Raw genomic sequence first — 24,126 nt, 5'->3', positions numbered from 1 at the left:
AGGCATGCGCGTGCTGCTCACGGGGCACACGGGATATCTGGGCACGGTGATGGCGCCGGTGCTCGCCGCGGCGGGACACGAGGTCATCGGCCTCGACTCGGGCTTGTTCGCCGCTTGTGTGCTCGGCCCGGCCCCGAGCGACCCGGTGGGGCTGGCCGTCGACCTGCGGGACGTGAAAGCCCAGCACCTGCGGGGTTTCGACGCGGTGATCCACCTCGCCGCGCTGTCCAACGACCCGCTCGGCTCGCTCGCGCCCGAACTGACCTACGACATCAACCACCACGCGTCGGTCAAGCTCGCGAAACTCGCGAAGGAGGCCGGGGTTTCCCGGTTCCTCTACGCCTCGACCTGCTCCGTCTACGGCGCTTCCGGCGGCAGCGGTCTCGTCGACGAGGACGCGCCGCTGCGGCCGGTCACGCCGTACGCGGAGTCGAAGGTCCGCGTGGAGGCCGAGGTTTCCGAACTGGCCGACGACGACTTCACCCCGGTGTACATGCGCAACGCCACCGCGTTCGGCTTCTCGCCCCGGCTGCGCGCCGACATCGTGCTGAACAACCTGGTCGGCCACGCTTACCTGTCCGGCGAGGTCCTCGTACTCTCCGACGGGACGCCGTGGCGGCCGCTGGTGCACGCCGACGACATCGCCCACGCCTTCACCGCCGCCCTCGAAGCGCCGCGCGAAGCCGTGCACAACAAGGCGTTCAACATCGGCACCGAGCGCAACAACGTGACGGTCGCCGAGATCGCCGAAGAGGTCGTCGCGGTGGTTCCCGGTTCCAAGCTGCGGATCACCGGCGAGGCCGGGGCCGACCCGCGTTCGTACCGCGTCGATTTCTCCCGGTTCCGCGAGGCGGTCCCGTCCTTCGACTGCAAGTGGGGCGTGAAAGACGGTGCGCTGCAACTGTTCGACGCCTACCGCCGCAACAGCCTCACCCAGGAACAGTTCCAGCACCGCTTCACGCGACTGAACTGGTTGAGCGACCGGCAGGCCGCCGGCGCGGTCGACGCCACCCTGCGGCACGCCTGATGCGCACGGGGCCCGAGATGCACGCTCTGGTGGAACGGTTGTACCCGTTCTGCCGGAGCATCACCGGCGACGGCGTACGGCAGACCCTTGCCGTCATCGGCGAGCACCTCCCGCTCGACCGGTACGAGGTGCCGAGCGGCACCGAGGTGCTGGACTGGACCGTGCCCGCGGAGTGGAACATCCGCGACGCGTTCGTCGCGGATTCCTCCGGGCGGCGGGTGATCGACTTCCGGAAGTCGAACCTGCACGTGGTCGGCTACAGCGTCCCGGTCGACCGGGTCGTCAGCCTGACCGAACTGCGCACGCACCTGCACACGCTGCCGCAGCAGCCGTCGCTGATCCCGTACCGCACCAGTTACTACTCCCCCACCTGGGGTTTCTGCCTCGCGCAGGACGTGCTCGACACGCTGCCGGACGGCGACTACCACGTCAAAATCGACTCGACGCTCGCCGACGGACACCTCACCTACGCCGAGCACGTCGTGCCGGGCGAGGTGTCCGACGAGGTGCTCGTCTCGTGCCACCTCTGCCATCCGTCGCTGGCCAACGACAACCTCGCCGGCATCGCGGTGGCCGTCGCGCTCGCGCAGGCGCTGGCCGGGGAAAAGCCGTACTACACCTACCGGTTCCTGTTCATGCCCGGCACGATCGGCGCGATCACCTGGCTGGCGCGCAATTCCGAGCGCATCGACCAGGTCAAGCACGGCGTCGTGCTGGCCTGCGCCGGGGACCGGGGTTCGCTGACGTACAAGCGCAGCCGACGCGGTGACGCCGACATCGACCGCGTCTTCGCGCACATCCTCAAGGACAAACCGCACGAGATCCGCGATTTCTCCCCGTACGGCTACGACGAGCGCCAGTTCTGCTCCCCCGGCTTCAACCTCGGCGTCGGTTCGCTCACACGCACGCCGTACGCGGGCTACCCGGAGTACCACACCTCGGCGGACAACCCGTCCTTCGTCGACCCGGACTCGATGGCCGACACCCTCGACACGCTGCGGACGGCGTTCTCCGTGCTGGACCGCAACCGGCGCTACGTGAACCTCAGCCCGTACGGCGAACCGCAGCTCGGCAAGCGCGGGCTGTACGACTCGCTCGGCGGGCGCAGCGACGCGAAACAAGCCCAGCTGGCCATGCTGTGGGTGCTCAGCCTCTCCGACGGCGACCACAGCCTCCTCGACATCGCCGAACGGGCGGACCTGCCGTTCGGTGCCGTAGCCGCGGCGGCTGATGCCCTTCAGGCCGCCGGACTGCTGAAGGAGTGAGGCCGTGCCGTCGATCCTGCGTTCGCGAGCCGTCCGCGCGATGGCGGGACGGCTCAGCTGGGGCCTTGGCGACCAGGCTGTTTCGAGCCTGACCAACTTCGTGGTCGGGCTGTACGTCGCGCGCTCGCTCGGCGCGACGGCGTTCGGCCTGTTCAGCATCGCGTGGGTGACCTACGGCGTCATGCTCAACATCTCGCGCGGGATCGCCACCGACCCGCTGATGGTGCGCTTCTCCGGGGTCGCCAGGGCCAGCTGGCGGACCGCGGTGGGCCAGGCGGTCGGGACGGCGCTGGTGGTCGGGGTCGCTTCCGGGCTGGTCAGTGTCCTTTTCGGACTCCTGGTCGGCGGTTCGCTCGGGGCCGCGTTCGTCGCGCTCGGGGTGGTGCTGCCGTTCCTGCTCGTGCAGGACGCCTGGCGGTTCGGGTTCTTCGCGCAGGGCACCGGGCACAAGGCGTTCCTCAACGACGGGATCCAGGCCGTCGCGTTGTTCCCGGCGCTGGTTCTCGCCGCGCGCTACGACACCGTGGTCGCGTTCCTGCTGGCCTGGGGCTGTTCCGCCGGGGTCGCGGCCGCGTTCGGCTGGGTCCAGACGAGCGTCCTGCCAAGGCTCGACGGGGTGCGCGCGTGGCTGCGGGACCATCGCGACCTGGGCGTGCGCTACCTCGTGGAGAACGTCAGCAACAGCGGTTCGTCGCAGCTGCGGGCGTACGGGCTGGGCGCGATTTCCGGACTGGCCGCGGTCGGCACGGTCCGCGGCGCGGAACAGCTGCTCGGGCCGTTTCTCGCGCTGCTCATGGGACTTTCCCTCGTCACTGTCGCCGAGGGAGCGCGGGTGCTCCGGCAATCGCCGCATCGGCTGTGGCACTTCTGCGTGGTGCTCGGCGCCGCACAGGCCGCGGCCGCGCTGGTGTGGGGTCTCGGGTTGTGGTTTTTCATCCCCGACGACGCCGGCCGGTTCGTGCTCGGTTCGCTGTGGGACAGCTCGTCGCTGCTGGTCCCGGCGGTCACGATGGCGGTCGTCGGCGCGAGCTTCACCACCGGCGCGACGGCCGGGCTGCGCGCGCTCGGGATGGCGCGGCGGAGCTTGCGGTCCCAGCTGATCGCGTCCGCGTGCTACGTCGTGTTCGGCCTGATCGGGGCCGCGCTCGGCGGTGCGGCCGGCTCGGAGTGGGGCGTCGCGGCCGCCACGCTCACCGGTTCGGCCGTGTGGTGGTGGCAGCTGCGCAGCGCGCTCCGCGACCACTTCGCGGCGGTGCCCGAGTTTCCCGTCGCGTCAGGTTCATTCAGCCAAGCAGAACTCCATTCGGCTTCCGAGGAGATGAAACCGGCATGAGCACGCCGCCCCGGCTGACCATCGGTCTGCCCGTCTACAACGGAGAGGAATTCCTCAGCGAAGCACTCGACGCGCTGCTCGGGCAGACCTACGAGGACTTCGAACTGATCATCTCCGACAACGCGTCCGAAGACGGCACGGAAGAGATCGTCCGGAAGTACGCGCAGGAGGACTCGCGGATCCGGTATCTGCGCCAGCCGCGCAACATCGGCGCGACCCCGAACCACAACGTCCTGCTCGACCAGGCACGCGGCGAGCTGTTCAAGTGGGCGTCGCACGACGACCTCTACGGCCGGGAGCTGCTGGCGAAGTGCGTGGCCGCGCTCGACGCGCGGCCGGAGATGATCCTCGCGCACTCGCACCAGGCGATCATCGACGAGAACGGCGCGGTGACGGTGCCGCTGGACTACCGGCACAAGACAGATGCACCGCGACCTTCGGCACGGTTCAAAAGCCTGCTGTTCGAGCCCGGCGGCGACGATTTCTACGGCGTGATGCGCACGGAGGTGCTGCGTCGCGTCACCCCGATGGACAGCTACCACCACGCGGACCGCACCTATGTGGCCGAACTTGCGCTGCACGGGCCGTTCTACCAAGTGCCTGAGCTGCTGTACTTCCGGCGCGATCACCCCGACCGAGCGGAGCGGGCGAACCCGAGCAAGCGCTCCCGGTGCGCGAACCTCGATCCGAAGCGCGGCAACGCGATCTTGAACCCGACCGCGCGGCTGCTCGCCGAGTACGTCTGGGGTTTCGTGCACGGGATCCGTTCCGCGCCGCTGTCGTCCGGCGAACGCCGCGCCTGCTACCTCGCGTTGGTGGAGTGGTTCACCAGCCGGGCCCGGCCCGGCGGAGGCGGGGAACGCGTCGAGGACCGGGCCCCGGTGCACGCGGCCGAGCTCAACCTCACTGTCGACCGCGTGGTCGCCGGGCGCGAACGGCGGGTGCCGTGACCGTTCGGGTCGGGGTCTTCGGACTGCTCGGTTCAGGCAACCTCGGCAACGACGGCTCGCTGGAGGCGGTACTGCGCTTCCTGCGGGCTGAACATCCGTACGCGAAGGTGTCCGCGTTCTGTGGTGGGGCGGACACCATTCGCGCGCGGTACGGGATCCCCGCGGCCCGGTTGAACTGGTACAGCGGCGAATACCGGCACGCGTCCGGGCCGCGGTCGATCGCGGCCAAAGCCCTCGGGAAGATCATCGACGTTTTCCGCACGGCCTGGTGGGTCCGGCGGCAGAACGTGGTGATCGTTCCCGGCATGGGCGTGCTGGAGGCGACGCTTCCGTTGCGGCCGTGGGGATTCCCGTACGCGCTGTTCCTGCTTTCGCTGTGCGGGCGGCTGGGACGGACGAAGGTCGCGCTGGTCAGCGTGGGCGCCGATCGGATTCGGGTGCCGGCCACGCGGTTTCTGGTGCGGTACGCGACGCAGCTCGCGACGTATCGGTCCTTCCGCGATGACCTGTCGCGCTCGGCGATGGCTGACATGGGCGTACCGGTCACGAATGATCGCGTCTATCCCGATCTCGCCTTCGCCTTGCCGACTCCCGCCGCGATCGAGAACCCGCGGGCAGTTGGCATCGGTGTGATGGCTTACTACGGCGGCAACGACGATCGTGCGCGCGGTGACGAGATTTACCGGGCTTACGTGGACGCGATGACCGAATTCGTGCGGTATCTGGTCCGCCAGGAGCGTCCGGTCCGGCTCTTCATCGGGGATCGGATGGACCTCGAAGTAGTGGACGAGATCGTCGAAACGGTCGACTCGCCGCTGCTCTCCGCGGCCGTCCCCGGCACCCTCGACGAGTTGATGTGTTCGATGGCCGAAGTGGGCACGGTCGTGGCTACCCGATACCACAATGTGTTGTGCGCGTTGAAGATCGGGCGGCCGACGGTCGCGATCGGATACGCGAAGAAAAACGACGTGCTGATGGCCGAAATGGGGCTCGGCGAGTTTTGCCAGGAGGCCCGCGCGGTCGACGTGCCTCGGTTGATCAAGCAGTTCGAGGAATTGCAGCGGCGGGCTCCGGAGCTCAAGGCGGAACTCGCCGCCCGCAACGAAGAATGCAACCAGCAGTTGAAAGACCAGTTCGCCCTGTTGTCAAGGTCGCTCATTCCCGCGGAGGTGTCGTGAAAGCCGTTCCCGTGCCGTCGATTTCCGGCGTGTGGCTGTTCCGGCCGACGCCGCACCGAGACGATCGCGGCTTCTTCTCGCGGACCTTCGACGCGGAGGTCGCGCGGTCGGTCGGCATCGATCCGGACGGGTTCGCGCAGGACAGCGTGTCCCGCTCGGTGCGCGGCGTGGTGCGCGGGATGCACCTGCGCTCCGGGGCGGGCGAGGCGAAACTGGTGCGCTGTTCGTTCGGCGAGGTGTTCGACGTCGTGGTCGACCTGCGGCCGGGCTCGCCGACTTTCCGTTCCATGGAAACGTTTCACCTCTCCGGCGACACCCAGGAGAGCATCTACCTCCCGGCCGGATGCGCACACGGTTTCCAGGCGCTGAGCGACGTCGCCGACGTGTCGTACCGGATCGACCGCGCGCACGACCCGTCCGAGGACGTCGCCATCGCGCACGACGACCCGGAGCTCGCCATCCCGTGGCCGCTGCCCGCGGCTTTGCTGTCCGAACGCGACGCGTCGGCCCCTTCCCTGGCCGATGCCTTGAGGTGACCCGTCATGGACCTGCCACTCTCCCGAATCGCGAACGAACGCCTGCACCGCGCTATCCCCGGCGGTGCGCACACCTACGCCAAAGGCGAGGACCAATACCCCGAACATCTCGCGCCGGTCATCTCGCACGGGCGCGGTGCGTACGTCTGGGACGTCGACGGCAACCGCTATCTCGAGTACGGCTCCGGCCTGCGCGCGGTCAGCCTCGGCCACGCCCATCCACGCGTGACCGCCGCCGTGCGCGATGTGCTGGAACGGGGCAACAACTTCGTCCGACCGTCCATTGTGGAGCTTGAAGCGGCGGAACAGTTCCTGGCGACGGTCCCGACCGCGGACATGGTGAAGTTCGCGAAAAACGGCTCCGACGCGACCACCGCCGCCGTCCGGCTCGCCCGCGCCGCCACCGGACGGCCGCTGGTCGCCCAATGCGCTGACCACGCATTCTTCTCCACCGACGACTGGTTCATCGGCACCACCCCGATGTCAGCCGGGATTCCCGCAGCGACGATGGCGATGACCGTGGCCTTCCCGTACGGCGACCTCCCCGCGACCGAACAGATGCTGCACCAGTTCCGCGGGCAGGTGGCGTGCCTGATCCTGGAGCCCACCAAGGGCGTGGACCCGCCGGACGGCTATCTCGCCGGGCTGCTCGACCTCGCGCATCAGCACGGCACGCTGGTGATCTTCGACGAGATGATCACCGGATTCCGGTACTCCGAGCACGGCGCGCAGGGCCTTTACGGCGTGACGCCGGATCTCTCGACGTTCGGCAAAGCGCTCGGCAACGGTTTCGCGGTCGCGGCGCTGGCGGGTCGACGGGATCTGATGGAGCTAGGCGGTCTGCGCGATTCGCGGGATCGGGTGTTCCTGCTCTCGACGACGCATGGCGCCGAGACCCCGTCGCTCGCCGCCGCGATGGCGGTGATGGAGGCCTACGCGGCGGAGGACGTGACGGCCCGGCTGCACACGCTCGGCGCTCGGCTGGCGGCTGGCGTGACTGACGTGGCGGCTGCGCACGGGGTCGGCGGGCAGGTAGTGGTGCGGGGGCGGGACAGCAACCTGGTGTTCGCGACCCTCGACGCGGACGGTCAGCCGTCGCAGGAGTATCGGACGCTGTTCATGCGGTGCCTGCTGGAGAACGGGGTCTTGGGTCCGTCCTTTGTGGTCAGTGCGGCGATGACGGAGGAGGACATCGACCGGACTGTGGAGGTGGTCGCTTCGGCATGCGTGGTGTACCGGAAGGCATTGGAAGCAGGGGATCCCACGCCGTGGCTGGGCGGGCGGTCGATCAAGCCGGTGTTTCGCCGGAAGGCCTAACCCTCCCGGTCCAAGTCCCGCAGCAGCGCTGGGTCGGCCGAGAGCAGGGCTGACGGGGCGGTCAGCCGCCAGCCGCGCTCGTACGCGGCAGCGAAACCTTCGTCGCCTAGTTCGGCGCGGCCGCGGGCGCTCAGCGCGCGGATCTGCAGATCGGTCCGGTCGTGCGCACCGCGCAGCCTGGCCGCAGCGCCGAGCAGGGCGGCGGCGTCCCGGTGGTGCCCGTACAGCGCGGCGACACCGGCTACCGCCACTGCCACCATCGCCAGGATCGGCATGTCCGAGCTGTCCACCGCGGCGACGTACGCCCGGCTCAGCGCCGCTTCGGCACCGAGTCCGTCGCCGGTCTCGAGGCAGAGCGCACCGCGCGCCACGGAGATCAGGGCCTGATTGTGTCCGCTGGCCCCGAACCGCGGGTGTTCCGACAGTCCGGCCTCGGCCGAATCGATCAGCTCGCGGGCCCGGTCCAGATCGCCGATCAGCACCCACAGCCGGGCTTCCAGCGCGTCGGTCAGGATCGCCAGCTCGGGAGAGGACACGCGCTCCCGGTTGGCGGCGATCATCCCCGCCGCGCGCGCGGTCTCGCCGCGCCGCACGTGCAGGTCGATCGAGCGCAGGTTGAGGAAGACCTCGTCGCTGAGGCTGAGCGAGCCGAACTCGCGGGCCAGCGTCCTGGCCTGGGCCAGATCGGCCAGCCCGCCGCCGAGATCGCCGTCGTACTGCCGCAGCAGCGCGCGCAGCGGCAGCGCGGTGGCGAGGCCCCAGCGGTCGCCGGCCCGGCCGAAGATCTCCAGCGCGGCGGCGACGTCGCCGCGGAACTGGTCGAAGCGACCCGCGTTCTCGGCGAACTGGGCCCGGAACAGGTGCGCCAGCCCGGACAGCCATTCGTCCGGTCCGTCGATGAACCGCTGGACGGTCTCCGGCGACGCGCTCGTCTCCGGGATGGTGGCCAGTCGGAGCGCGACCAGCGCGCCGCCGAAGGACGGCAGCTCCGGCTGGCCGGCAAGCGCCCGCAGTTGCTCGCGCCAGTCGGCGGGCGGGGCATACGCGGCGAACCGGTTGACCAGCAGCACCTGCTCGGCGACGGCGCGCCGCACGCTCGGCCGCGCGCCCGGCGTCGAAACCGCCTCGCCGAGCCAATGAACCGCGTCGGTGTGGCCGCCGAGCATCTGCCAGTACCAGGTCAGGTTCACCGCGAGCCCGATCGCGCCGTCAGCGTCGCCGGTGTCGCAGAGGTGGCGCAGGGCGGCGAGCACGTTGTCGTACTCGGCGCGGAACACCCGCAGCGCGTCCAGCTGCCGAGAGCCGCGCAGCAGCGGGTCGTTTTCGGCGACCAGGCCGGTGAAGTACTCGGCGGCGAGATCCCGCACGCTGGTCCGGAGTTCTTGTGCGGCAAGGCTTTCCAGCCCGTACTCGCGGATCGTCTCCAGCATCCGGTACCGGCCGGTGTCCGGGACGAGCCGCAGCAGCGACCGGTCGGCCAGGTCCGCGAGCAGGTACGGGATCTCGCCGGACGGCAGCGCGGCGTCCGCGCAGACCGCGGCGGCCGACTCCCGGGTGACTCCGCCGGGCAAGACCGAGATCCGTTCCGCGACCGTGCGCTCGTCCGGGCTGAGCAGCTCCCAGCTCCACGCGATGACCGCGCGCAGCGTGCGGTGCCGGGGGAAAGCGGTGCGGCTGCCGGTGGCGAGCAGCCGGAACCGGTCGGACAGACCGGCCGCCAGGTCAGGCAGGGCGAGCGTGCGCAGGCGGGCCGCGGCCAGTTCCAGCGCCAACGGCAAGCCGTCCAGGCCGCGGACCACCGTCGTGACGTCGGCGAGATTCGCTTCGTCAACGACGAAACCGGGACGCACGGCCGCGGCCCGCTCGGCGAACAGGCGCACCGCCGCGGTCCGCCGGGCGGGTTCGACCTCCGCGTCCGGCTCGGGCAGGGCGAGCGGGCCGAGCGGCACCAGCGCTTCGCCGTCGACGGCAAGCGGTTCCCGGCTGGTGGCCAGCACCCGAAGCCCGGCGCACCGGGACAGCAGCGCCTCCACCAGATGGGCCACGGCGTCGACGAGGTGCTCGCAATTGTCCATCAGCAGCAACCGTTCCCGGCCGCCGAGCTGGTCCGCGAGCACATCCAGCTCGGTACCCTCGACCCGCGTCCTCGCCTCGAACAGCGCGCCGCCGCGCATCCTGATCCCGGCCAGCACGGCCGCGCCGACCTCGGCCGGTTCGGAGACCGAAGCGAGGTCGATCAGCCACGCGCCGCCCGGGTATTCGCGGCGGCGGGCGGCTTCCAGCGCAAGGCGGGTCTTGCCGGCTCCGCCGGGGCCGAGCACGGTGACCAGCCTGCCGGCGGCGAGCAGTTCGCCGATCCGGGCGAGGTCGTCGTCCCGTCCGACGAAGCTGGTCAGTGCCGCCGGGAGGTTGCCCGGGCTTTTCGCGGGAAGCGCCGCGACCGGGTTGCGCAGCAGGCGCAGATGCCGCTCGCGCAGCGCGGTGCCCGGGTCGGCGCCGAGGGTCTCGGCCAACGCCTCGCGGATCTGTTCGTAGCGAGCGAGCGCGTCGGCCTGGCGGCCCTGTGCGGCGAGCGCGTCCATCAGCAGCGCTGCCGCCCGCTCGTGGACCGGGTGCTCAGCGAGCAAGCGGGACAGCCGGGCGGCAGCCGCCTCGACGCGGCCCAGCGACAGTTCGGCGTCGGCGAGATCGGCCACGGCTTCGACGGAGACCTGCGCGAGCCGGGTCGCGGCGGCCACCGACACCGCGGCGACCGCTGCTGGCTCGGTGTGGGGCTGGTCGCCCCACACCGCCACGGCCTCGCCGAGCACCTCCGCGGCTGCGGACAGATCGCCGGATCGCAGGTGGTCCCGGCCAGCGGCGATCAAGTGTTCGAACCGCAACGCGTCCACGTCCGCCGGAGCCACGTCCAGCCGGTAGCCGCCAGCGGCCGGTACGACGACGTCCGCCGAACCGAGTACCCGACGCAGCCGCGAGACGAGAGCCTGCAGGGCATGCGCGGGATCAGCGGGCGGATCTTGGGCCCAGATCGCGTCGACCAGGACGGCGGGCTCCACCGTGCGCCCGCCGGCGAGCGCCAGCCGCGTGGTCAAGGCCTGCAGCCGTGCGCCGGGGACGGACAGGACGGCATCGCCGCGAGACACCTGCACGATGCCGAGCAGCGTCACGCGAAGCGGGACAGCAGCCACCCTTCGATCTTCGCGTGCCCGCCCGATGGCCGACTGAACCGGGGTGTGCGCGCCGTGTGCGCCTCGTGTGAGCGGTGGCGGGCAATCTCGGGCTCACCACAGAAGAAGGGGGTTGTCATGCACGACGTAGTGATCGCGGGGGCGGGGCCGGTCGGCCTGTTCCTCGCCGGTGAACTGGCTCTCGCCGGCTGTTCGGTGCTGGTGCTCGAAAAGGAGGCGGACCCGCATTCCCCGTGGCGGAAGATGCCGCTCGGGATGCGGGGGCTGTCGGGCGGGTCGGCCGAGGCGTTCTACCGCCGCGGAATGCTGCGTTCGCTGCTGGCCGAGTCCGGCGCGGCCCCCGCCGAGGAAGAGCAGGTGCGCCCGAGCTGGGTCGGCCATTTCGCCGGCACTTCCCTCGACCCGGCCGACGTAGACCTCTCCGCCCTGCCCTATCGGCTGCCCAGCCCCGCCCTGGACGGCGTCATGACCAGCCTCGAAGCGGTCGAGACGGTGCTGGCCGAACGGGCGGTCAAGCACGGTGCCGAGATCCGCCGCGGCGTCCAGGTCAGCGGTCTCGTCCAGGACGACGAGGGGGTGGTCGTCCAGGCCGGCGAGCACGAGTACCCAGCTCGCTGGCTCGTCGGCTGCGACGGTGGACGCAGCACGGTGCGCCGGCTCGCGGGCTTCGCCTTCGTCGGCACCGAACCGCAGCTCACCGGGTACGTCGCGCTGGCGACGTTCGCCGATCCCGACAAGCTGACTCCAGGCTTCAATCTGACCGCGGCGGGCATGTACCTCACGATGCCCACGCCCGGCCACTTCGGCGTGCTGGACTTCGACGGCGGCGCGTACGACCGTTCCCAGCCGCTGACCCGCGAGCACCTCCAAACGGTGCTGCGCCGGGTTTCCGGCACCGACGTCACACTCGACGAAGTGCACCGCGCCTCCAGCTTCACCGACCGGGCGCTCCAGACGACCGAATACCGGCGCGGCCGGGTCCTGCTCGCCGGCGACGCCGCGCACATCCACTCGCCGCTGGGCGGGCAGGGGCTCAACCTTGGCATCGGCGACGCCATGAACCTGGGCTGGAAGCTCGCGGCGACCGTGCGCGGGGACGCGGCCGACGGGCTGCTCGACACCTACGCCGCAGAACGCCATCCGACCGGCGCGCGGGTGCTCGACTGGTCGCGAGCCCAGGTGGCGGTCATGCGCCCGGACCCGCACTCCCGGGCGATCCAGGCCGTGACGCGCGACCTGATGACAACCCGGGCCGGCACCACCTACGTCTTCGAGCGTGCCTCCGGACTGTCGCTCCGCTACGACCTCGGCGACGAGCATCCGCTGGTCGGCCACAACGCGCCGGACTTCCGCCTCGCCGACGGCAGCCGCCTCGGCGAACTGCTGCGGGACGGCCAAGGCGTCGCCCTCGACTTCTGCGCGGACGAACGACTGCGTGCCGTGGCAGCGCGGTACCGGGTCCGGTACCAGGCCGTCCCGGCCCGCGACGACCTCGGCTACGACGCCGTGCTCGTCCGGCCGGACGGCATCGTCGCCTGGGCGAGCGGCCACGGCTCGTTCGAAAACGCCCTCGCCCGCTGGTTCTGACCCACTGTCCATTGTGGAGGTTCACCTCATGGAAAACCACTGGATCGCTGCCTGGGGAACCGCGCAGCAGCTGGCACCGGCGGCCGAGCTTGGCGGCGGGCCGGAAATGCCGGACGAAGCGCCGCCGGACTTCACCAGCACCCCGGAAACGCTGAGCGCCCAGACCGTGCGCATGGTGGCTCGGTCCACGGTCGGCGGCACCGCCGTGCGCGTCGCGCTTTCGAACTCCTTCGGCCACGCACCGGTCCGCGTCGGCTCCGCCTTCCTCGACGGCACCCGGCTGACCTTCGGCGACCGGCCCGAAGTGGTACTGCCGACGGGCGCGCAGACCTACAGCGACCCGATCGAGTACACCGTCTCCGCGCAGACCGACCTGACCGTCTCGCTGTATCTCCCCGACGAGAAGGTCACCCCGACAATCCACGACGTCGGCCTCCGCACGGCGTGGCTCGCCCCGGGCGACCAAACCGCCGAGCCGAACCTGCGGGACGCCACCGAGTTCCAGTCCTACCTGTGGCTCACCGGCATCGACGTGCTCGCGCCGGCCAACGCCGCCACTGTCATCGCCTTCGGCGACTCCGTGGTGGACGGTATGGAGACCACACCCGGAGCCGACGCGTCTTGGCCTTCAGTGCTCGCCCGCCGACTCGCTGCCGAGCCTGGCTTTCCGCCCCGTGCAGTGGTCAACATGGGTATCTCCGGCAACCGCGTCCTGCGCGAGACCGACGGCATGGGAGCCAGCGCGCTGGCTCGCTTCGACCGTGACGTGCTGGCCCGCCCCGGTGCCGGCTGGATCATCCTGGCCGAGGGCGTCAACGACCTGTTTTTCGGCTCCATGCCGGGAATGCCGGAGAGCGAACGGGCCACCGCGGCGGATCTCGTCGGCGGTTACCGCCTGCTGATCACCCGAGCCCACGCGCACGGCCTGCGCATCGTCGGCTGCACGCTGCCGCCGATCGGTGGCACTCCGGTGTTCACGCCGGAGTTCGAGGACGCCCGTCAGCAGCTGAACCGCTGGATCCGCGACAGCGGCGAGTTCGACGCGGTCACCGACCTGGACGCGGCGCTGCGCGACCCGGCCGAGCCGACGAGGACGCGCCCTGAACTGGTCTCCGCCGACGGCGTCCATCCGAACGACGCCGGGCAAGCGGTGCTCGCCGAGGCCTTCGACCTGGAGCTGTTCCGGCACGCCTGACTGTCCGTGAGGGGAACCCTGAGGGACTCTGATTCCCTCAGGGTTCCCCTCACGGACGGTCGGCGATCCGGTCGATCCAGTACCCCGTGACCGGCACGATCGCCAGCGCGGCAGCGAAGCCGCCGATCGTGTCGGTCGGGTAGTGCGCGCCCAGCCCGACCTCGGCCCAGGCCATCAGGAAGCCAGCCACCAACGCGAGACCCAGCAGCCACGCCACCGCAGCGAACCGGCTTAAGCGACCCGCCAAGACGTAAGCGCCGGTCAGCGCCAAGGCCGTAGCGAAGGCGGTGTGGCCGCTGGGGAACGACAGGTAGCTGCCATGAATAGTCCGGCCAGTCAGCGGTTTCAACACCGAAGTCACCCCGACAGTGAGACTGCAGCCGACAACCGCCAGCACAGCCGTACGCGGGCGGTGGGTCAGCAGGCAGCCGCCGATTATCAGGAGCAGGATCAGCACCGCGCCCAGTGGTTCGCCGCAGAAGTCGATCGCGGTCGCGAAGTACCACCAGGGGTCGGGCACTAGGTCCGGGCCGGGCAGGAGCGGGGCGTCGAACGCGCTCGGCACCGAGTGTCCGGCGAAACGGACGCCCAGCGCGATCAACGCCACGAGCCCGAGCACGGCCAGGACCAGCGACGGCGTGCGCAGAACCAGCGGAAGCGCCAGTGGCGAGGTCTTCAGTCGGTCGCGCACACCGTCCTTCATACCGCTGAAATCGCTTCCTCGTAGCCTTCGAGCAGCCGTTTCAGCCCGACTTCCGGGGTGAAGTCCGCGTCGTACCGCTGCCGTGCCGCCTCGCCCATCTTCCGGTTCAGCTCCACGTCGGCCACCTCGCGCAAAGACGAGGCCAGCGCCGCCGCGTCGCCAGGAGTGTGCAGCAGGCCGGTGCCGCCGTCGGTGATCAACTCCTCGAACGCTCCGTGCGCGGGCGCCACCGTCGGCACCCCGGCGGCCATCGCCTCCACCACCACGAGGCCGAACGCCTCAAGCCACGTCGAAGGCACCACAACCGCCGCCGCGCGGGCGATCAGTTCCTGGCACGAAGCCCGGTCCTGGAGCCCGACGTACGACACGTTGTCCCGATCGGCAGCCCAAGCCGCGACGTCGTCGGACAGCGGCCCGGTCCCGGCGATCAGCAACGGCAGCTTGCCGGAGTACTGCTCCCAGGCCGCCTTGAGCAGCGGGATGCCTTTCTCCTCAGTGAGCCGTCCCAGGAACAGAAGATGCTCGCCTTCGCCGATGCGCCGCCGTCCCTGATCGGGGACGAAGTTGTGCTTCACCGTCATCCGCGCGGCAGGCATCCCCGCGTTCACGAGAAGGCGGCGCTGAGCGTCGGAGATGCAGAAGAACCGCGTCACGCCGGTTCGCCAGCGATCACGGTTAACCAGCAGGTTCACCGCCATCGGCACGGTTGCCGCAGCTGAGTCGCGGTAACAGGCGTGCCGGACGGCGGGGACTGGCAGGCCACCGACGCAGTCAGTACAGATCCGGCCGTCGCGGTAGAGCGTGCCGGGAGGGCAGACGAGGCCGTAGTTGTGCAGCGTCGCGACCACCGGCACGCGCGCGTCGGCGCACGCGGCCAGCACCGACGGGGACAGCAGCGGAAACGTGTTGTGGACGTGCACGACGTCCGGCCGCTCGACTTCCAGCCGCGCCCGCAGCTCCGCCCGCGACGCGCGGTTCCACGGCACTTGCAACGGCACCAACGCCTTGCGCGCCAACGGCATCGAGGCGATGTCGTCGCTGTGCCGCTCGAACCGCCGCACGTCGATCCCGGCCGAGGACAGCAGCGCGACCTCGGCGTCGACCACGTTGTTCTCGCCGCTCGGCTGCTCCGACCGATAGCGGTTGTGCACCACCAGAACCTTCACGCCAGCCTCTCCCTCGCTGGAGCCTCGCCCGCGGCCAGCAACGACGCGGCCACCGCCAGATGCAGCAGATACGGCGACGCGTCGCCGAGCCCGGCTTCGGTGTAGGACGCGGAAATCACGTAAGCGATCAGGAAAATCGCTGACGCCCGAGCCACCGACGGCGGCCGCAGCACCGCGATCGCGACCAGCACCAGCAGCATCGCGGCGACGATCCCGATCCCGACGAAGCCCTCCTCGTGGTAGATCGCGAGCCAGCTGTTGTCGATCGGCAGGCCGTCGTAGGACTTGTCGGTGAGGCCGACGCCGAAGATGTACTCGAACCCGGTTCGCGGCGCGGAAAGCAGCGCGTCCCACACCTTCGCGCGGCCGGTCAGGCTGGAGAAATCGTCGGTGCTCTGGCCCCGCAGGAACCAGGCCTGCAGCAGGCCGCCCAGCACCACCGCGGCGAAGCCGGCCACGAGCACGATCCAGGCGAACACCTTCCGCGCCCGCGCGCTGACCAGCCCCAGCGACACCAGCGCGACGATCAGCCCGGCGACGAGCCCGAGGGTCGCGGTGCGGGTGTGCGTGAGCAGCAGCAGCCCGAGCGACGGCACGACGACGAGCAACGCGCTCTTGGCGTCCGTCTTCTTGCCGAGCCACATCAGCACCGCGAGCCCGGCGATGACCGCCGCGTACTGCCCGACCTGCGGCGGCGTCAGCGGCCACACCGCGCCGGAAAGCCGGCCGCCGTAGATGTCCGGCATCGCCTTGCCCGGCGCGATCGCCAGGCCGAGCACGACCGACAGCAGTACCGCGCCGAACATCCGGATGTGCGCCCGCACGAACGCGAACGACCCGTCCCACCAGCCGCTGAGCAGCCAGAGCGTCGCGACGAACACCGTGAACCGGAAGCACCGGAACAGCGAGCCGTAGCCGGATTCCAGGTGCACGCTGGCCACGATGCTCGTGAGCAGCAGGAAGGTCAGGAGCAGCAGGTACGCGCTCGGCCGGATCCTGATCCGCAGGTTCAGCATCAGCGCGAGCAGGAACGCGGTCATCAGCGCGCCCATGGTCACCAGCTGGATCACCGTGCGCGGCAACGGGATCACCGTCTGCGCGCCGGTCGAGCCGAGGGTGTTGAGGATGAGCAACGCCCAGGCCGCGCTCACCGCTTTCGGGACCGATTTCGTTTCGGCGGGCAGCGCGACGGTCAGTTCGGCCACGTCAGCCCCCGTTCGGCTTGTAGCTCGAATTCGCGTCCTGGTGATACGGCGCGCTCTGCCATTCGCCGATGCCGACGATGTTGCTCATTTCCCTGGCGACGAACGTCCACGGTCCGGCGTACGCGTTGTCGTGCCAGGAATTGTCCTGCTGGAACGTGATCGACTGCTGGATCACCGCGCCCTGGTACGGCGACCAATTCGGGTAGCTGCCGAAATTCGCGAACACCCCGGTCCGGGCGCACACTTCCTCGCAGCCGAGCGCCTTCGAGTTGAGGGTGAACTGGTTGTGCTGCACCACGACCCGCTGGGTCTTCCACCGGCAGTCGCTGTACAGCGGTTTCTTCGCGATCGCCGGTGCGGAACAGGTCGCGACGTTCGGCACGAGTTTCGTGCACGAGCCGCTGGAGGTGTTCGCCGGGCTGTTGCAGAACCGGTCGGCGTTCTCCCACAGGATAATGCCGTTCCAGTTGTCCTGCAGCACGTTTCCGGAGATCTCGAGATTGCTCGTGCGGGCCTTCAGCCGCGGTTCGCCGCCGGACTCGGAAATGTAGATCGTCGCAGCTGGGAACGGGTCGCCGCGGTCGGCGTGCGCGCGGCCGTCGAGCAGGTTGTTGCGGCGGAACGTGTTGTCGCGGATGATCGCGTTGTAGCTGGTTTCGTAAATGATCGCAGCGCTGTCGTTGTTCTCGATCAGGTTGCCCTCGATCAGGAAGTCGTTGTTGTTCGTGTCGGCCCACAGCCCGGTGCCGCGGTTGTCGTGCACCCAGTTGCCGACGACGTCCGCGCCGTCCACCGCCCAGAACTTCATGCCGCCGGTGCAGCCGCACTCCGGGACCTTGGACTCCCAGTTCCCGGTGTTGTTGCCGGTGATCTCGGTGCCCCGCAGCACGAGCCCGGTCACCACGGCGTTGCCGGAGTAGGCGTTCAGGCCGTACTGGCCGTTGCGCCGCAGGCAGCTGTCGAGGATCTGCTGCTTCGGCCCGGCCATCAGCCCGGCCCCGTCGTTGTCCTGCACGGTCAGGTGCTGGATGACCCACCCGGGAGCTGAATCGTGGTTGACCACGCCTTCGTCGCGCGGCGCGGTGAAGCCCCGCACGGTGAACGATTCGAGCCGGACGTCCTTGGCCGGACCGGCGAAGGCGTACCGGTTCTTCTTGTGCCCGTCGAACACCGCGCCGGGAGCGCCGAGGTAGACGTCGCCGTCCTTGGGCTGCACCTGGGCGTACTCGTCATCGCTGAGCCGGTGCGTGCCGGGGGCGAGCCAGAACGTGGTGCCCGCCGGGGAGTTCTTCGTCTTGGTCGACAAGTCGTCCACCACGGCCGGATCCACCGGGACGGCCCCGGCGGGCGCGGTCGCCGGACCTGGCGGCGCGTGGTCGCAGACCGCGGCGACCGGGCCCTGCGGCGTGGTCGATCCGGCGACCGGAGCGGACGCGGCTCCGGACGAACTGCACGAAGCCAGCGCGAGCGGGAGCAGCGCTCCCAGCAGCGGCACCAAAATCCTTCGCACGGTGGATCCTCTCGGCATCAGGGCAGGCGGAGCACGGTGGTCAGCGGCCCGGTGACGGGACCGGAGCCGAGCAGCGTCGTGGCGGGTTCGCGGCGGCCGAAGCCGGGCGAGTACCAGCCCAGCGGCGGATTCGTCTCGCCTCGGTGCGCGGTCCAGGCGAGCTGCGACGGAAGCTCCAGCGTCGCGGTACGACCGGGCCAGGTGAGCTGCGCGGTGTTTCCGTCCAGCTCGACGGCCAGCAGCGGGCCGAGGTGGAAGGCGAGTTTGGCGGAACCGCCGCCGGTCACCTCGTCGACCACGGTCAGCGTCCGGCCGGACAGCTCGACGGTGCGGCGGTGCAGCGCCGGGGCGTAACCGTCGTGTTCGGCCTGCCATTGGGCGGGCGTCGCGGCGAGGGTGCGCGAGTTGGCGTGCCGCGTCCACAGGAACGGGCCGCCGGAAGTCGATTGGTCGACACCGCCGAGCTGCAGCGTGTTGTGGCCGAGTGTGGAGCGGAAGTACGCGCGCCACTCGGGTTCGCCGTGGTAGCAGTACGTTCCCGGGTCGGCGAGGATGTCGACGCCGTCGTGCCGGACCTCGAGGGACAACGCGTCGGCGTGCGCGTGCGCGGCGATGGCGAGGAAGCCGTGCGGGCCGCTGTCGCAACGGCACCAGATCTCCGGGCCGTTGTCGCTGCGCAGGATGGTCATGCCCGCGTCGGAGAAGACCGGACGCTCGCGGGAGTTGTCGAGTTGCGGCACTCGGGAGCGCAGCGCTGCGAACAACGCGGTGCGCACGTCGGCGTCGGGCAGCTTCGGCCACCATTCCGCGCGGCCGAACAGTGCGTCGCCGGTGGCCAGCAGCGAATGCCAGCGGTCCGTCTCCGGTCCGTCCACGATCAGGCCGTAGCCGTCGTCGGCGTCGCCTTGGCGCGGCGGGCGTCCGGCACAGTCCACAATGGCCGCGAGGGCGTCGCACATCGCCCGCAGTTCCAGCCAGGTCGAGCGCGGCAGCCGCGGTCCGGCTTCCAGCGCGGCGGCGAGGCTCAGCTCCAGCACGAGACCGTGGTACTCCGTGGCCAGCTCGCGGTTCAGGCCGGAGGTGAAGGTGTTGGCTCGCAGGTGAAAGTCCAACGAGCGGATCGCGTCCGTCCGCCAGCTGGCGGACTCCGGGAACCAGTCGAACGCGCACGACGCCGCCAGCTGTCCGGCCGCCTCCGCGAGCACGTGGTTGTTGGCCGACGTGCCCCGGCTCGGGAACGCCGCGAGCCACCGCTGGTGATGCCAGATCTGCCGCAGCGCCTCGGGATTGTCCTCGAACAGCCCGGGCGCGCCGGGCCAGCCGTCCAGCAACCGGCGCACCCACACCCACGACAGCAGCCGGATCCCCAGCTCGATCCCGCTCAGCCAGTGCACGCCGCGCATCGGCGGGTTGGCCGCCCACCACGACTTCAGGTGGTCGGCCACCCGGTGTGCGTAACGGTCGTCGCCGGTCACCCGGTACGCCGCGGCCAGCACGGTCAGGTGTTGATGCCGCGAGGGTTCCCAGATCTGCTTGATGTCGCCGATCGCGTTCTCGTCGCGGTACGGGATCTCGAAGGAGTACCAGTCCCCCGGCGCGCGACGGCCGGTCTTCGGGTCGAACGCCCAGTCCGGCGCGACGAGGTCGTCGCGTGCAACGCCGAAGTACTCGGCGTGCCCGTCCATCAGCCGATCCGCCGCCGCGACCAGCCTCTCCCGCCCGGTCGCGGGCACCTCCGGCTCGGCGGGCCAGGCCGCGAACGTCCGGGTCGGCGACCAGGTCGGCTGCCGCTGGGATTCGCCGCGCCACCGCTGCTTGCGCACGACGTCGCCGACCCGGCCGACGATCTCCGCCGGTCCCATCGCGGACAGCCGGCGCAGGTACCAGGACGGGTCCATCACTGCTCCAACCGCACCGGCGCGCCGGTTTCGAGGCTGCGGTGCACGGCCAGCGTCGCCAGGGTCGTGGAGACGAGTGAGTCGAGGCTGATCGGCATCGCGACGCCGGTCTTCAACGCGGTGATGAACGCGTCGAGTTCGGCCTGCTGGCCCTTGTCGCGTGCCTTCGGCAGCCGCGAACTGGTCCAGCGCTTGCGCCCGAACACCGAGGCGCGGACGAAATCGTCGAATTTCAGCACTTTCCCGTCGGCGAGCACCTCAAGCGTTTCCTTGGGAAACGCGGTGCTGCCGCTGGTGATGTAGCTGATCGTCGCGGTCGAACCGTCGGCGTAGCGCAGCAGCACCTGCAGGTCGTGGTTGCCGGGAGTGCCGGTGGCGTAGACCGAAACCGGGTCGCTGCCGAGGAACCAGCTGACCGTGTCGATAAAGTGCCCGCCCTCGCCGACGAACCGGCTGCCCTCGGAATCGGCCTGGTTGTACCAGCTGTTCGCGTCGAGGCGGCCCGCGTTGACCAGGTACCGCACCGAAGCCGGGCCGACGCGCGGGCCGAACTGGTTCTTCGCCTCGACCAGCAGCGGCGCGAACCGCCGGTTGAACCCGACCTGCAGCCGGTTGTTGCCCGATTCCGCCACCGCGTCCACGACGCCGCGCAATTCCTTCTCCGACAACGCGAGCGGCTTCTCCACGAAGACCGCCTTGCCCGCCAGGAGCGCCCGCCGGGTCAGCTCGGCGTGCGAGCTGTGCCGGGTCACCACGAAGACCGTGCTGACCTGGTCGTCCTCCAGCAGTGCGTCCACATCGGTGCTGGCTGCGACGAAACCGAACTTGCGCTTCGCGTTGGCCCCGGAAAGCGCCGACGTGGTGACGACGTCGGTGAGCAGCACGCGCTCGTCCCCGGCCAGGTGCGGCAGGATCATCGACGACGCGTAGTTGCCCGCGCCGATGAACCCGATCCGCAGCCACTGCAACGGATCCGTCCGTTTATCGACGATCGGAGCCGCCGGAACTGCGGACACCACGCTCTCGTCCTCGGCGGGCGGCGCGTCGGGGTAGCGGAACAGCACCGCGACCGCCTTCAGCTCGCCCTCGTTGAGCGCCCGGTAGGTCTCGACCGCTTTCGCGAAGTCCGCGGTGTGGCTGATCAGCGGCGTCACGTCGAGCTTGCCCCGCGCGGCCAGGTCGAGGAAGCATTCGAGGTTGCGCCGTTCCGTCCACCGCACGTAGCCGATCGGGTAGTCCCGGCCCTCCAGCTCGTAGGACGGGTCGTACCGGCCAGGCCCGTACGACCGGGAGAACCGGACGTCGAGTTCCTTTTCGTAGTAAGCGTTCCACGGCAGGTTCAGCGAGATCTTGCCGATGTCCACCACCCGGCCGCGGTCGCGCGCGAGTCGCGCGGCCAGCTCCACCGGATCGTTCGACGCCCCGCCCGCGGCGAGATACACCTGGTCCACGCCGTGTCCGCCGGACAGCTCGGCCACCGCCTGGTCGATCTCGCCGGACGCCGGGTGCCCGCAGGCGAGCGCGCCCAGTTCCCGCGCGAGTTCGCAGCGCTGCGCGTCGGGGTCCACGCCGACGACGCGCGCACCGCTCGCTACCAGCAGTTGCACGACCAGCTGGCCAATCAGGCCGAGCCCGACCACCAACGTGAGGTCGCCGAGCTGCGGTTCGCCGCGACGGACGCCCTGCATCGCGATCGCGCCGACGGTCGCGAACGCCGCCTGCCGCGGCGACAGCCCGGTCGGCACCTTCGCGTACAGGTTCTTCGGCACCCAGTTCAGCTCGCTGTGCAGCGCGTGCTCGTTCCCGGCGCACGCCACGAGGTCGCCGACCACGACGTCGTCGATGCCCTCGCCGACCTGCTCGACCACGCCGCACAGCGAATAGCCCAGCGGCGTATAGGAATCGAGCTTCCCGGACACCTTCCGATACGTCGCGGCGAGCCCGTTCGTCGCGACGCTCTGCATGACCTTCGCGACCTGGTCCGGCCGCGACCGGGCCTTGCCCAGCAGCGACATGCCCGCCTCGGACACCTTCATCATCTCGGTGCCGGTCGAGATCAGCGAGTACTGGCTGCGGACCAGCACGCCGCCCGGTTTGCACGCCGGCACCGGGACGTCGAGCAGGGCCAGCTCGCCGCTCTTGTAGTTCTGCACTACCTGTTTCACTGGACTCCTAGCCGCTCGCCGCGGAGGGCCCCGCGGTACCAGTACTCGAGGGTCAGCACGTGCCAAAGATGTTTCGCGCGGTCCTCGCGCCCGGCGGCGTCCTCGGCCACCAGCTTGCGGAGGGCATCGCGCTGCAGGAAGCCGGACTCGACCAGGACGCCGTCCTCGATGACCTCCCGCACCAGCGGCGCGAGGTCCCGGCTCATCCACGCCCGCAGCGGCGCGCTGAACAAGCCCTTCGGCCGGTACACGATTTCGTCGGGCAGGATCGCCGTGGCCGCTTTCTTCAACGCCACCTTGCCTTGGCGTCCGACGATCTTCTCCCGGCCGGGCACCCGGAACGCGGCCCGGACCACTTCAATGTCCACAAAGGGCGTTCGCACCTCGGTGGAAGCGGCCATGGTGGACCGGTCGGTGTAGGTGAGGTTCAAGCCGGGCAAGAACATCCGCGCGTCGGCCAGGCACATCCGGTTGACCTGGTCGGTCAGCTTCGTGTCGTAGTAGATGTCGGCGTGCTCGGTGAGCACATCGTCCACTTCGGACTTGAGATCCGGCGAGACCAGGTCGAGCAGCTCGGCCCGGTCGTACATGGTGTAGCTGCGCCGGAACGCCGTTTCCTCCGGAAGGTCCGCAAAGGACAGAAACCGCTTCGCGAACCGCACCGACCGGTAGCCGCGTGTGGACGACGCGACCGGCAGCCGGTCGACCGCCGCCCCGATCGCCCGGCGCGCCACGCCCGGCACCCGCCGGTACCGCAACGCCAGCAGGTTCGCCAAATGCTTGCGGTACCCGGCGAACAGCTCGTCCGCGCCCATGCCCGACAGCAGCACCTTCACCCCGGCCTCGCGCGCGGCCGAGCAGATCAGGTACGAGTTGATCGCCGCCGGGTCGCCGATCGGTTCGTCCAGGTGGTGCGTCATCCGCGGCAGCAGGTCCTGGACGTCCGGCGCGATCTCGATCTCGTGCAGGTCCACGCCGAACTGCCGGGCGACGATCCGGGCGTAACGCAGGTCGTCCGGCATCGCCTCGAATTTCGCGTCCTCGGGACGGAAACCGATCGTGTAAGCCGAAATCCCCGGCAGCTCGCGCGCGGCCAGCGCGGTGAGGTAGCTGGAGTCGAGACCGCCGGAGAGGAAAGTCGCCACCGGGACGTCGGACAGCAGGTGCTTGCGGGTGGAATCCTCGACGACCGCGTGCAGGTCGACCTCGCCGCGATACGCCGCACCTTCCTCGGCGACTTCACGGAGCGACCAGTAAGCGCCCGTGTCCGTGCTGCCGTCCGGCCGGAACCGCAACCAAGTACCCGGCGGCAGTTTCTCCGCCTCCCGGTAAGCGCACCGACTGTCCGGGACCCAGTAGTACAACAGCGACGCGATCATCGCGGCCTGGTCCACGTTCAAGGTGTCGCCGAGTTCGCGAGCCAGCGCCTTCAGCTCCGACGCGAACACCACCCCGCCCCCGCGCCGCACGAAGAACAGCGGCTTGATCCCCAACTGGTCTCGCACCAGCACCAGCTCACCGGTGCGTTCGTCGTACACCGCGAAGGCGAACATCCCGCGCAGCCGCGGCAGGCAGTCCGTCCCCCACTCCCGCCAGGCCCGCAGCAGCACCTCGGTGTCGGAGGTGCCGCGGAACCGGACCCCGGCGGCTTCGAGTTCGGCCCGCAGCTCCGGCGCGTTGTACAGCTCGCCGTTGTAGGTCAGGGCGAGGCCCTCGGCCGTCATCGGCTGCGCGCCGGTTTCCGACAGGTCCACGATGGACAACCGACGGTGTCCTAAGTGGACGTCCCGGTGGTCGTAGCGGCCGTCGCCGTCCGGTCCCCGGTGCGCGAGGCACTGGGTGAGCCGGTCGGTGAGCGGGCCGCCGTCCGGCCAGCTGTACGCGCCCGCGATGCCGCACATGC

17 protein-coding genes are annotated in these 24,126 nt (G+C 70.1%); 9 read left to right on the top strand and 8 right to left on the bottom strand.

Annotated features, from left to right (window positions below; translation table 11 throughout):
- Positions 1-4: 4 nt before the first annotated feature.
- From ACFORO_RS39670 to ACFORO_RS39640, 7 genes are read left to right on the top strand one after another with little or no spacing between them, the layout of a single operon-like run.
- Positions 5-1,027, top strand: a complete 1,023-nt coding sequence (locus ACFORO_RS39670) for an NAD-dependent epimerase/dehydratase family protein (protein WP_377873135.1) — start codon at positions 5-7, stop codon at positions 1,025-1,027.
- Complete coding sequence (locus ACFORO_RS39665) at positions 1,027-2,292, top strand: DUF4910 domain-containing protein (RefSeq protein ID WP_377873134.1); 1,266 nt, start codon at positions 1,027-1,029, stop codon at positions 2,290-2,292. The genes ACFORO_RS39670 and ACFORO_RS39665 overlap by 1 nt, the downstream gene beginning before the upstream one ends.
- 40 nt (positions 2,293-2,332) lie before the next feature.
- Positions 2,333-3,625: a hypothetical protein gene (locus ACFORO_RS39660; RefSeq protein WP_377873175.1), complete on the top strand. Its 1,293-nt coding sequence runs from the start codon at positions 2,333-2,335 to the stop codon at positions 3,623-3,625.
- A complete protein-coding gene (locus tag ACFORO_RS39655) occupies positions 3,622-4,575 on the top strand; it encodes a glycosyltransferase family 2 protein (protein WP_377873133.1) in 954 nt (317 codons plus the stop codon). The genes ACFORO_RS39660 and ACFORO_RS39655 overlap by 4 nt, the downstream gene beginning before the upstream one ends.
- On the top strand, positions 4,572-5,753 hold the full coding sequence (locus tag ACFORO_RS39650) for a polysaccharide pyruvyl transferase family protein (RefSeq protein ID WP_377873132.1): 1,182 nt from the start codon (positions 4,572-4,574) through the stop codon (positions 5,751-5,753). Before ACFORO_RS39655 ends, ACFORO_RS39650 begins: the two co-directional genes overlap by 4 nt.
- Positions 5,750-6,289 carry a dTDP-4-dehydrorhamnose 3,5-epimerase family protein gene (locus tag ACFORO_RS39645; RefSeq protein ID WP_377873131.1) on the top strand — a complete coding sequence of 180 codons (540 nt, stop codon included), beginning with the start codon at positions 5,750-5,752 and terminating at the stop codon, positions 6,287-6,289. The genes ACFORO_RS39650 and ACFORO_RS39645 overlap by 4 nt, the downstream gene beginning before the upstream one ends.
- A gap of 6 nt (positions 6,290-6,295) precedes the next feature.
- Positions 6,296-7,606 carry a glutamate-1-semialdehyde 2,1-aminomutase gene (locus tag ACFORO_RS39640; protein ID WP_377873130.1) on the top strand — a complete coding sequence of 437 codons (1,311 nt, stop codon included), beginning with the start codon at positions 6,296-6,298 and terminating at the stop codon, positions 7,604-7,606.
- Here the strand turns inward: ACFORO_RS39640 and ACFORO_RS39635 are convergent.
- Positions 7,603-10,794 (bottom strand): BTAD domain-containing putative transcriptional regulator, encoded by a 3,192-nt coding sequence (locus ACFORO_RS39635; protein WP_377873129.1) that lies wholly within the window; start codon positions 10,792-10,794, stop codon positions 7,603-7,605. The genes ACFORO_RS39640 and ACFORO_RS39635 overlap by 4 nt on opposite strands.
- A 117-nt stretch (positions 10,795-10,911) precedes the next feature.
- Here ACFORO_RS39635 and ACFORO_RS39630 point away from each other — a divergent pair, with 117 nt between their 5' ends.
- The gene (locus ACFORO_RS39630) at positions 10,912-12,381 is read left to right on the top strand and encodes an FAD-dependent monooxygenase (RefSeq protein WP_377873128.1); all 1,470 of its coding nucleotides are present in this window, start codon (positions 10,912-10,914) and stop codon (positions 12,379-12,381) included.
- 28 nt (positions 12,382-12,409) lie between these two features.
- Positions 12,410-13,576 (top strand): SGNH/GDSL hydrolase family protein, encoded by a 1,167-nt coding sequence (locus ACFORO_RS39625; RefSeq protein ID WP_377873127.1) that lies wholly within the window; start codon positions 12,410-12,412, stop codon positions 13,574-13,576.
- Between the two features lie 49 nt (positions 13,577-13,625).
- Here the strand turns inward: ACFORO_RS39625 and ACFORO_RS39620 are convergent, their stop codons facing one another.
- From ACFORO_RS39620 to asnB, 7 genes are read right to left on the bottom strand one after another with little or no spacing between them, the layout of a single operon-like run.
- On the bottom strand, positions 13,626-14,267 hold the full coding sequence (locus tag ACFORO_RS39620; RefSeq protein WP_354738629.1) for a phosphatase PAP2 family protein: 642 nt from the start codon (positions 14,265-14,267) through the stop codon (positions 13,626-13,628).
- Between the two features lie 8 nt (positions 14,268-14,275).
- A complete protein-coding gene (locus tag ACFORO_RS39615) occupies positions 14,276-15,445 on the bottom strand; it encodes a glycosyltransferase (RefSeq protein WP_377873126.1) in 1,170 nt (389 codons plus the stop codon).
- On the bottom strand, positions 15,442-16,641 hold the full coding sequence (locus tag ACFORO_RS39610) for an O-antigen ligase domain-containing protein (RefSeq protein ID WP_377873174.1): 1,200 nt from the start codon (positions 16,639-16,641) through the stop codon (positions 15,442-15,444). Before ACFORO_RS39610 ends, ACFORO_RS39615 begins: the two co-directional genes overlap by 4 nt.
- Positions 16,642-16,651: 10 nt before the next feature.
- Positions 16,652-18,178 (bottom strand): right-handed parallel beta-helix repeat-containing protein, encoded by a 1,527-nt coding sequence (locus ACFORO_RS39605; RefSeq protein ID WP_377873125.1) that lies wholly within the window; start codon positions 18,176-18,178, stop codon positions 16,652-16,654.
- Complete coding sequence (locus tag ACFORO_RS39600; RefSeq protein ID WP_377873124.1) at positions 18,178-20,058, bottom strand: alginate lyase family protein; 1,881 nt, start codon at positions 20,056-20,058, stop codon at positions 18,178-18,180. The genes ACFORO_RS39605 and ACFORO_RS39600 overlap by 1 nt, the downstream gene beginning before the upstream one ends.
- On the bottom strand, positions 20,058-22,223 hold the full coding sequence (locus tag ACFORO_RS39595; protein WP_377873123.1) for a bi-domain-containing oxidoreductase: 2,166 nt from the start codon (positions 22,221-22,223) through the stop codon (positions 20,058-20,060). The genes ACFORO_RS39600 and ACFORO_RS39595 overlap by 1 nt, the downstream gene beginning before the upstream one ends.
- Positions 22,220-24,124: an asparagine synthase (glutamine-hydrolyzing) gene (gene asnB, locus ACFORO_RS39590; RefSeq protein ID WP_377873122.1), complete on the bottom strand. Its 1,905-nt coding sequence runs from the start codon at positions 24,122-24,124 to the stop codon at positions 22,220-22,222. Before asnB ends, ACFORO_RS39595 begins: the two co-directional genes overlap by 4 nt.
- Positions 24,125-24,126: the final 2 nt, after the last annotated feature.

Source organism: Amycolatopsis halotolerans (genome assembly GCF_042647905.1).
Lineage (GTDB): Bacteria > Actinomycetota > Actinomycetes > Mycobacteriales > Pseudonocardiaceae > Amycolatopsis > Amycolatopsis halotolerans.
Note: the sequence above shows the minus strand (reverse complement) of the source record. Positions and strands in the feature narration are given on the sequence as shown.

Bases quoted from the DNA above. Each gene is read 5' to 3' on its own strand.
- ACFORO_RS39670 (WP_377873135.1), top strand. From the start codon at position 5: ATGCGCGTGCTGCTCACGGGGCACACGGGATATCTGGGCACGGTGATG.
- ACFORO_RS39665 (WP_377873134.1), top strand. From the start codon at position 1,027: ATGCGCACGGGGCCCGAGATGCACGCTCTGGTGGAACGGTTGTACCCG.
- ACFORO_RS39660 (WP_377873175.1), top strand. From the start codon at position 2,333: ATGGCGGGACGGCTCAGCTGGGGCCTTGGCGACCAGGCTGTTTCGAGC.
- ACFORO_RS39655 (WP_377873133.1), top strand. From the start codon at position 3,622: ATGAGCACGCCGCCCCGGCTGACCATCGGTCTGCCCGTCTACAACGGA.
- ACFORO_RS39640 (WP_377873130.1), top strand. From the start codon at position 6,296: ATGGACCTGCCACTCTCCCGAATCGCGAACGAACGCCTGCACCGCGCT.
- ACFORO_RS39630 (WP_377873128.1), top strand. From the start codon at position 10,912: ATGCACGACGTAGTGATCGCGGGGGCGGGGCCGGTCGGCCTGTTCCTC.
- ACFORO_RS39625 (WP_377873127.1), top strand. From the start codon at position 12,410: ATGGAAAACCACTGGATCGCTGCCTGGGGAACCGCGCAGCAGCTGGCA.
- ACFORO_RS39605 (WP_377873125.1), bottom strand. From the start codon at position 18,178: ATGCCGAGAGGATCCACCGTGCGAAGGATTTTGGTGCCGCTGCTGGGA.
- ACFORO_RS39600 (WP_377873124.1), bottom strand. From the start codon at position 20,058: ATGGACCCGTCCTGGTACCTGCGCCGGCTGTCCGCGATGGGACCGGCG.
- asnB (WP_377873122.1), bottom strand. From the start codon at position 24,124: ATGTGCGGCATCGCGGGCGCGTACAGCTGGCCGGACGGCGGCCCGCTC.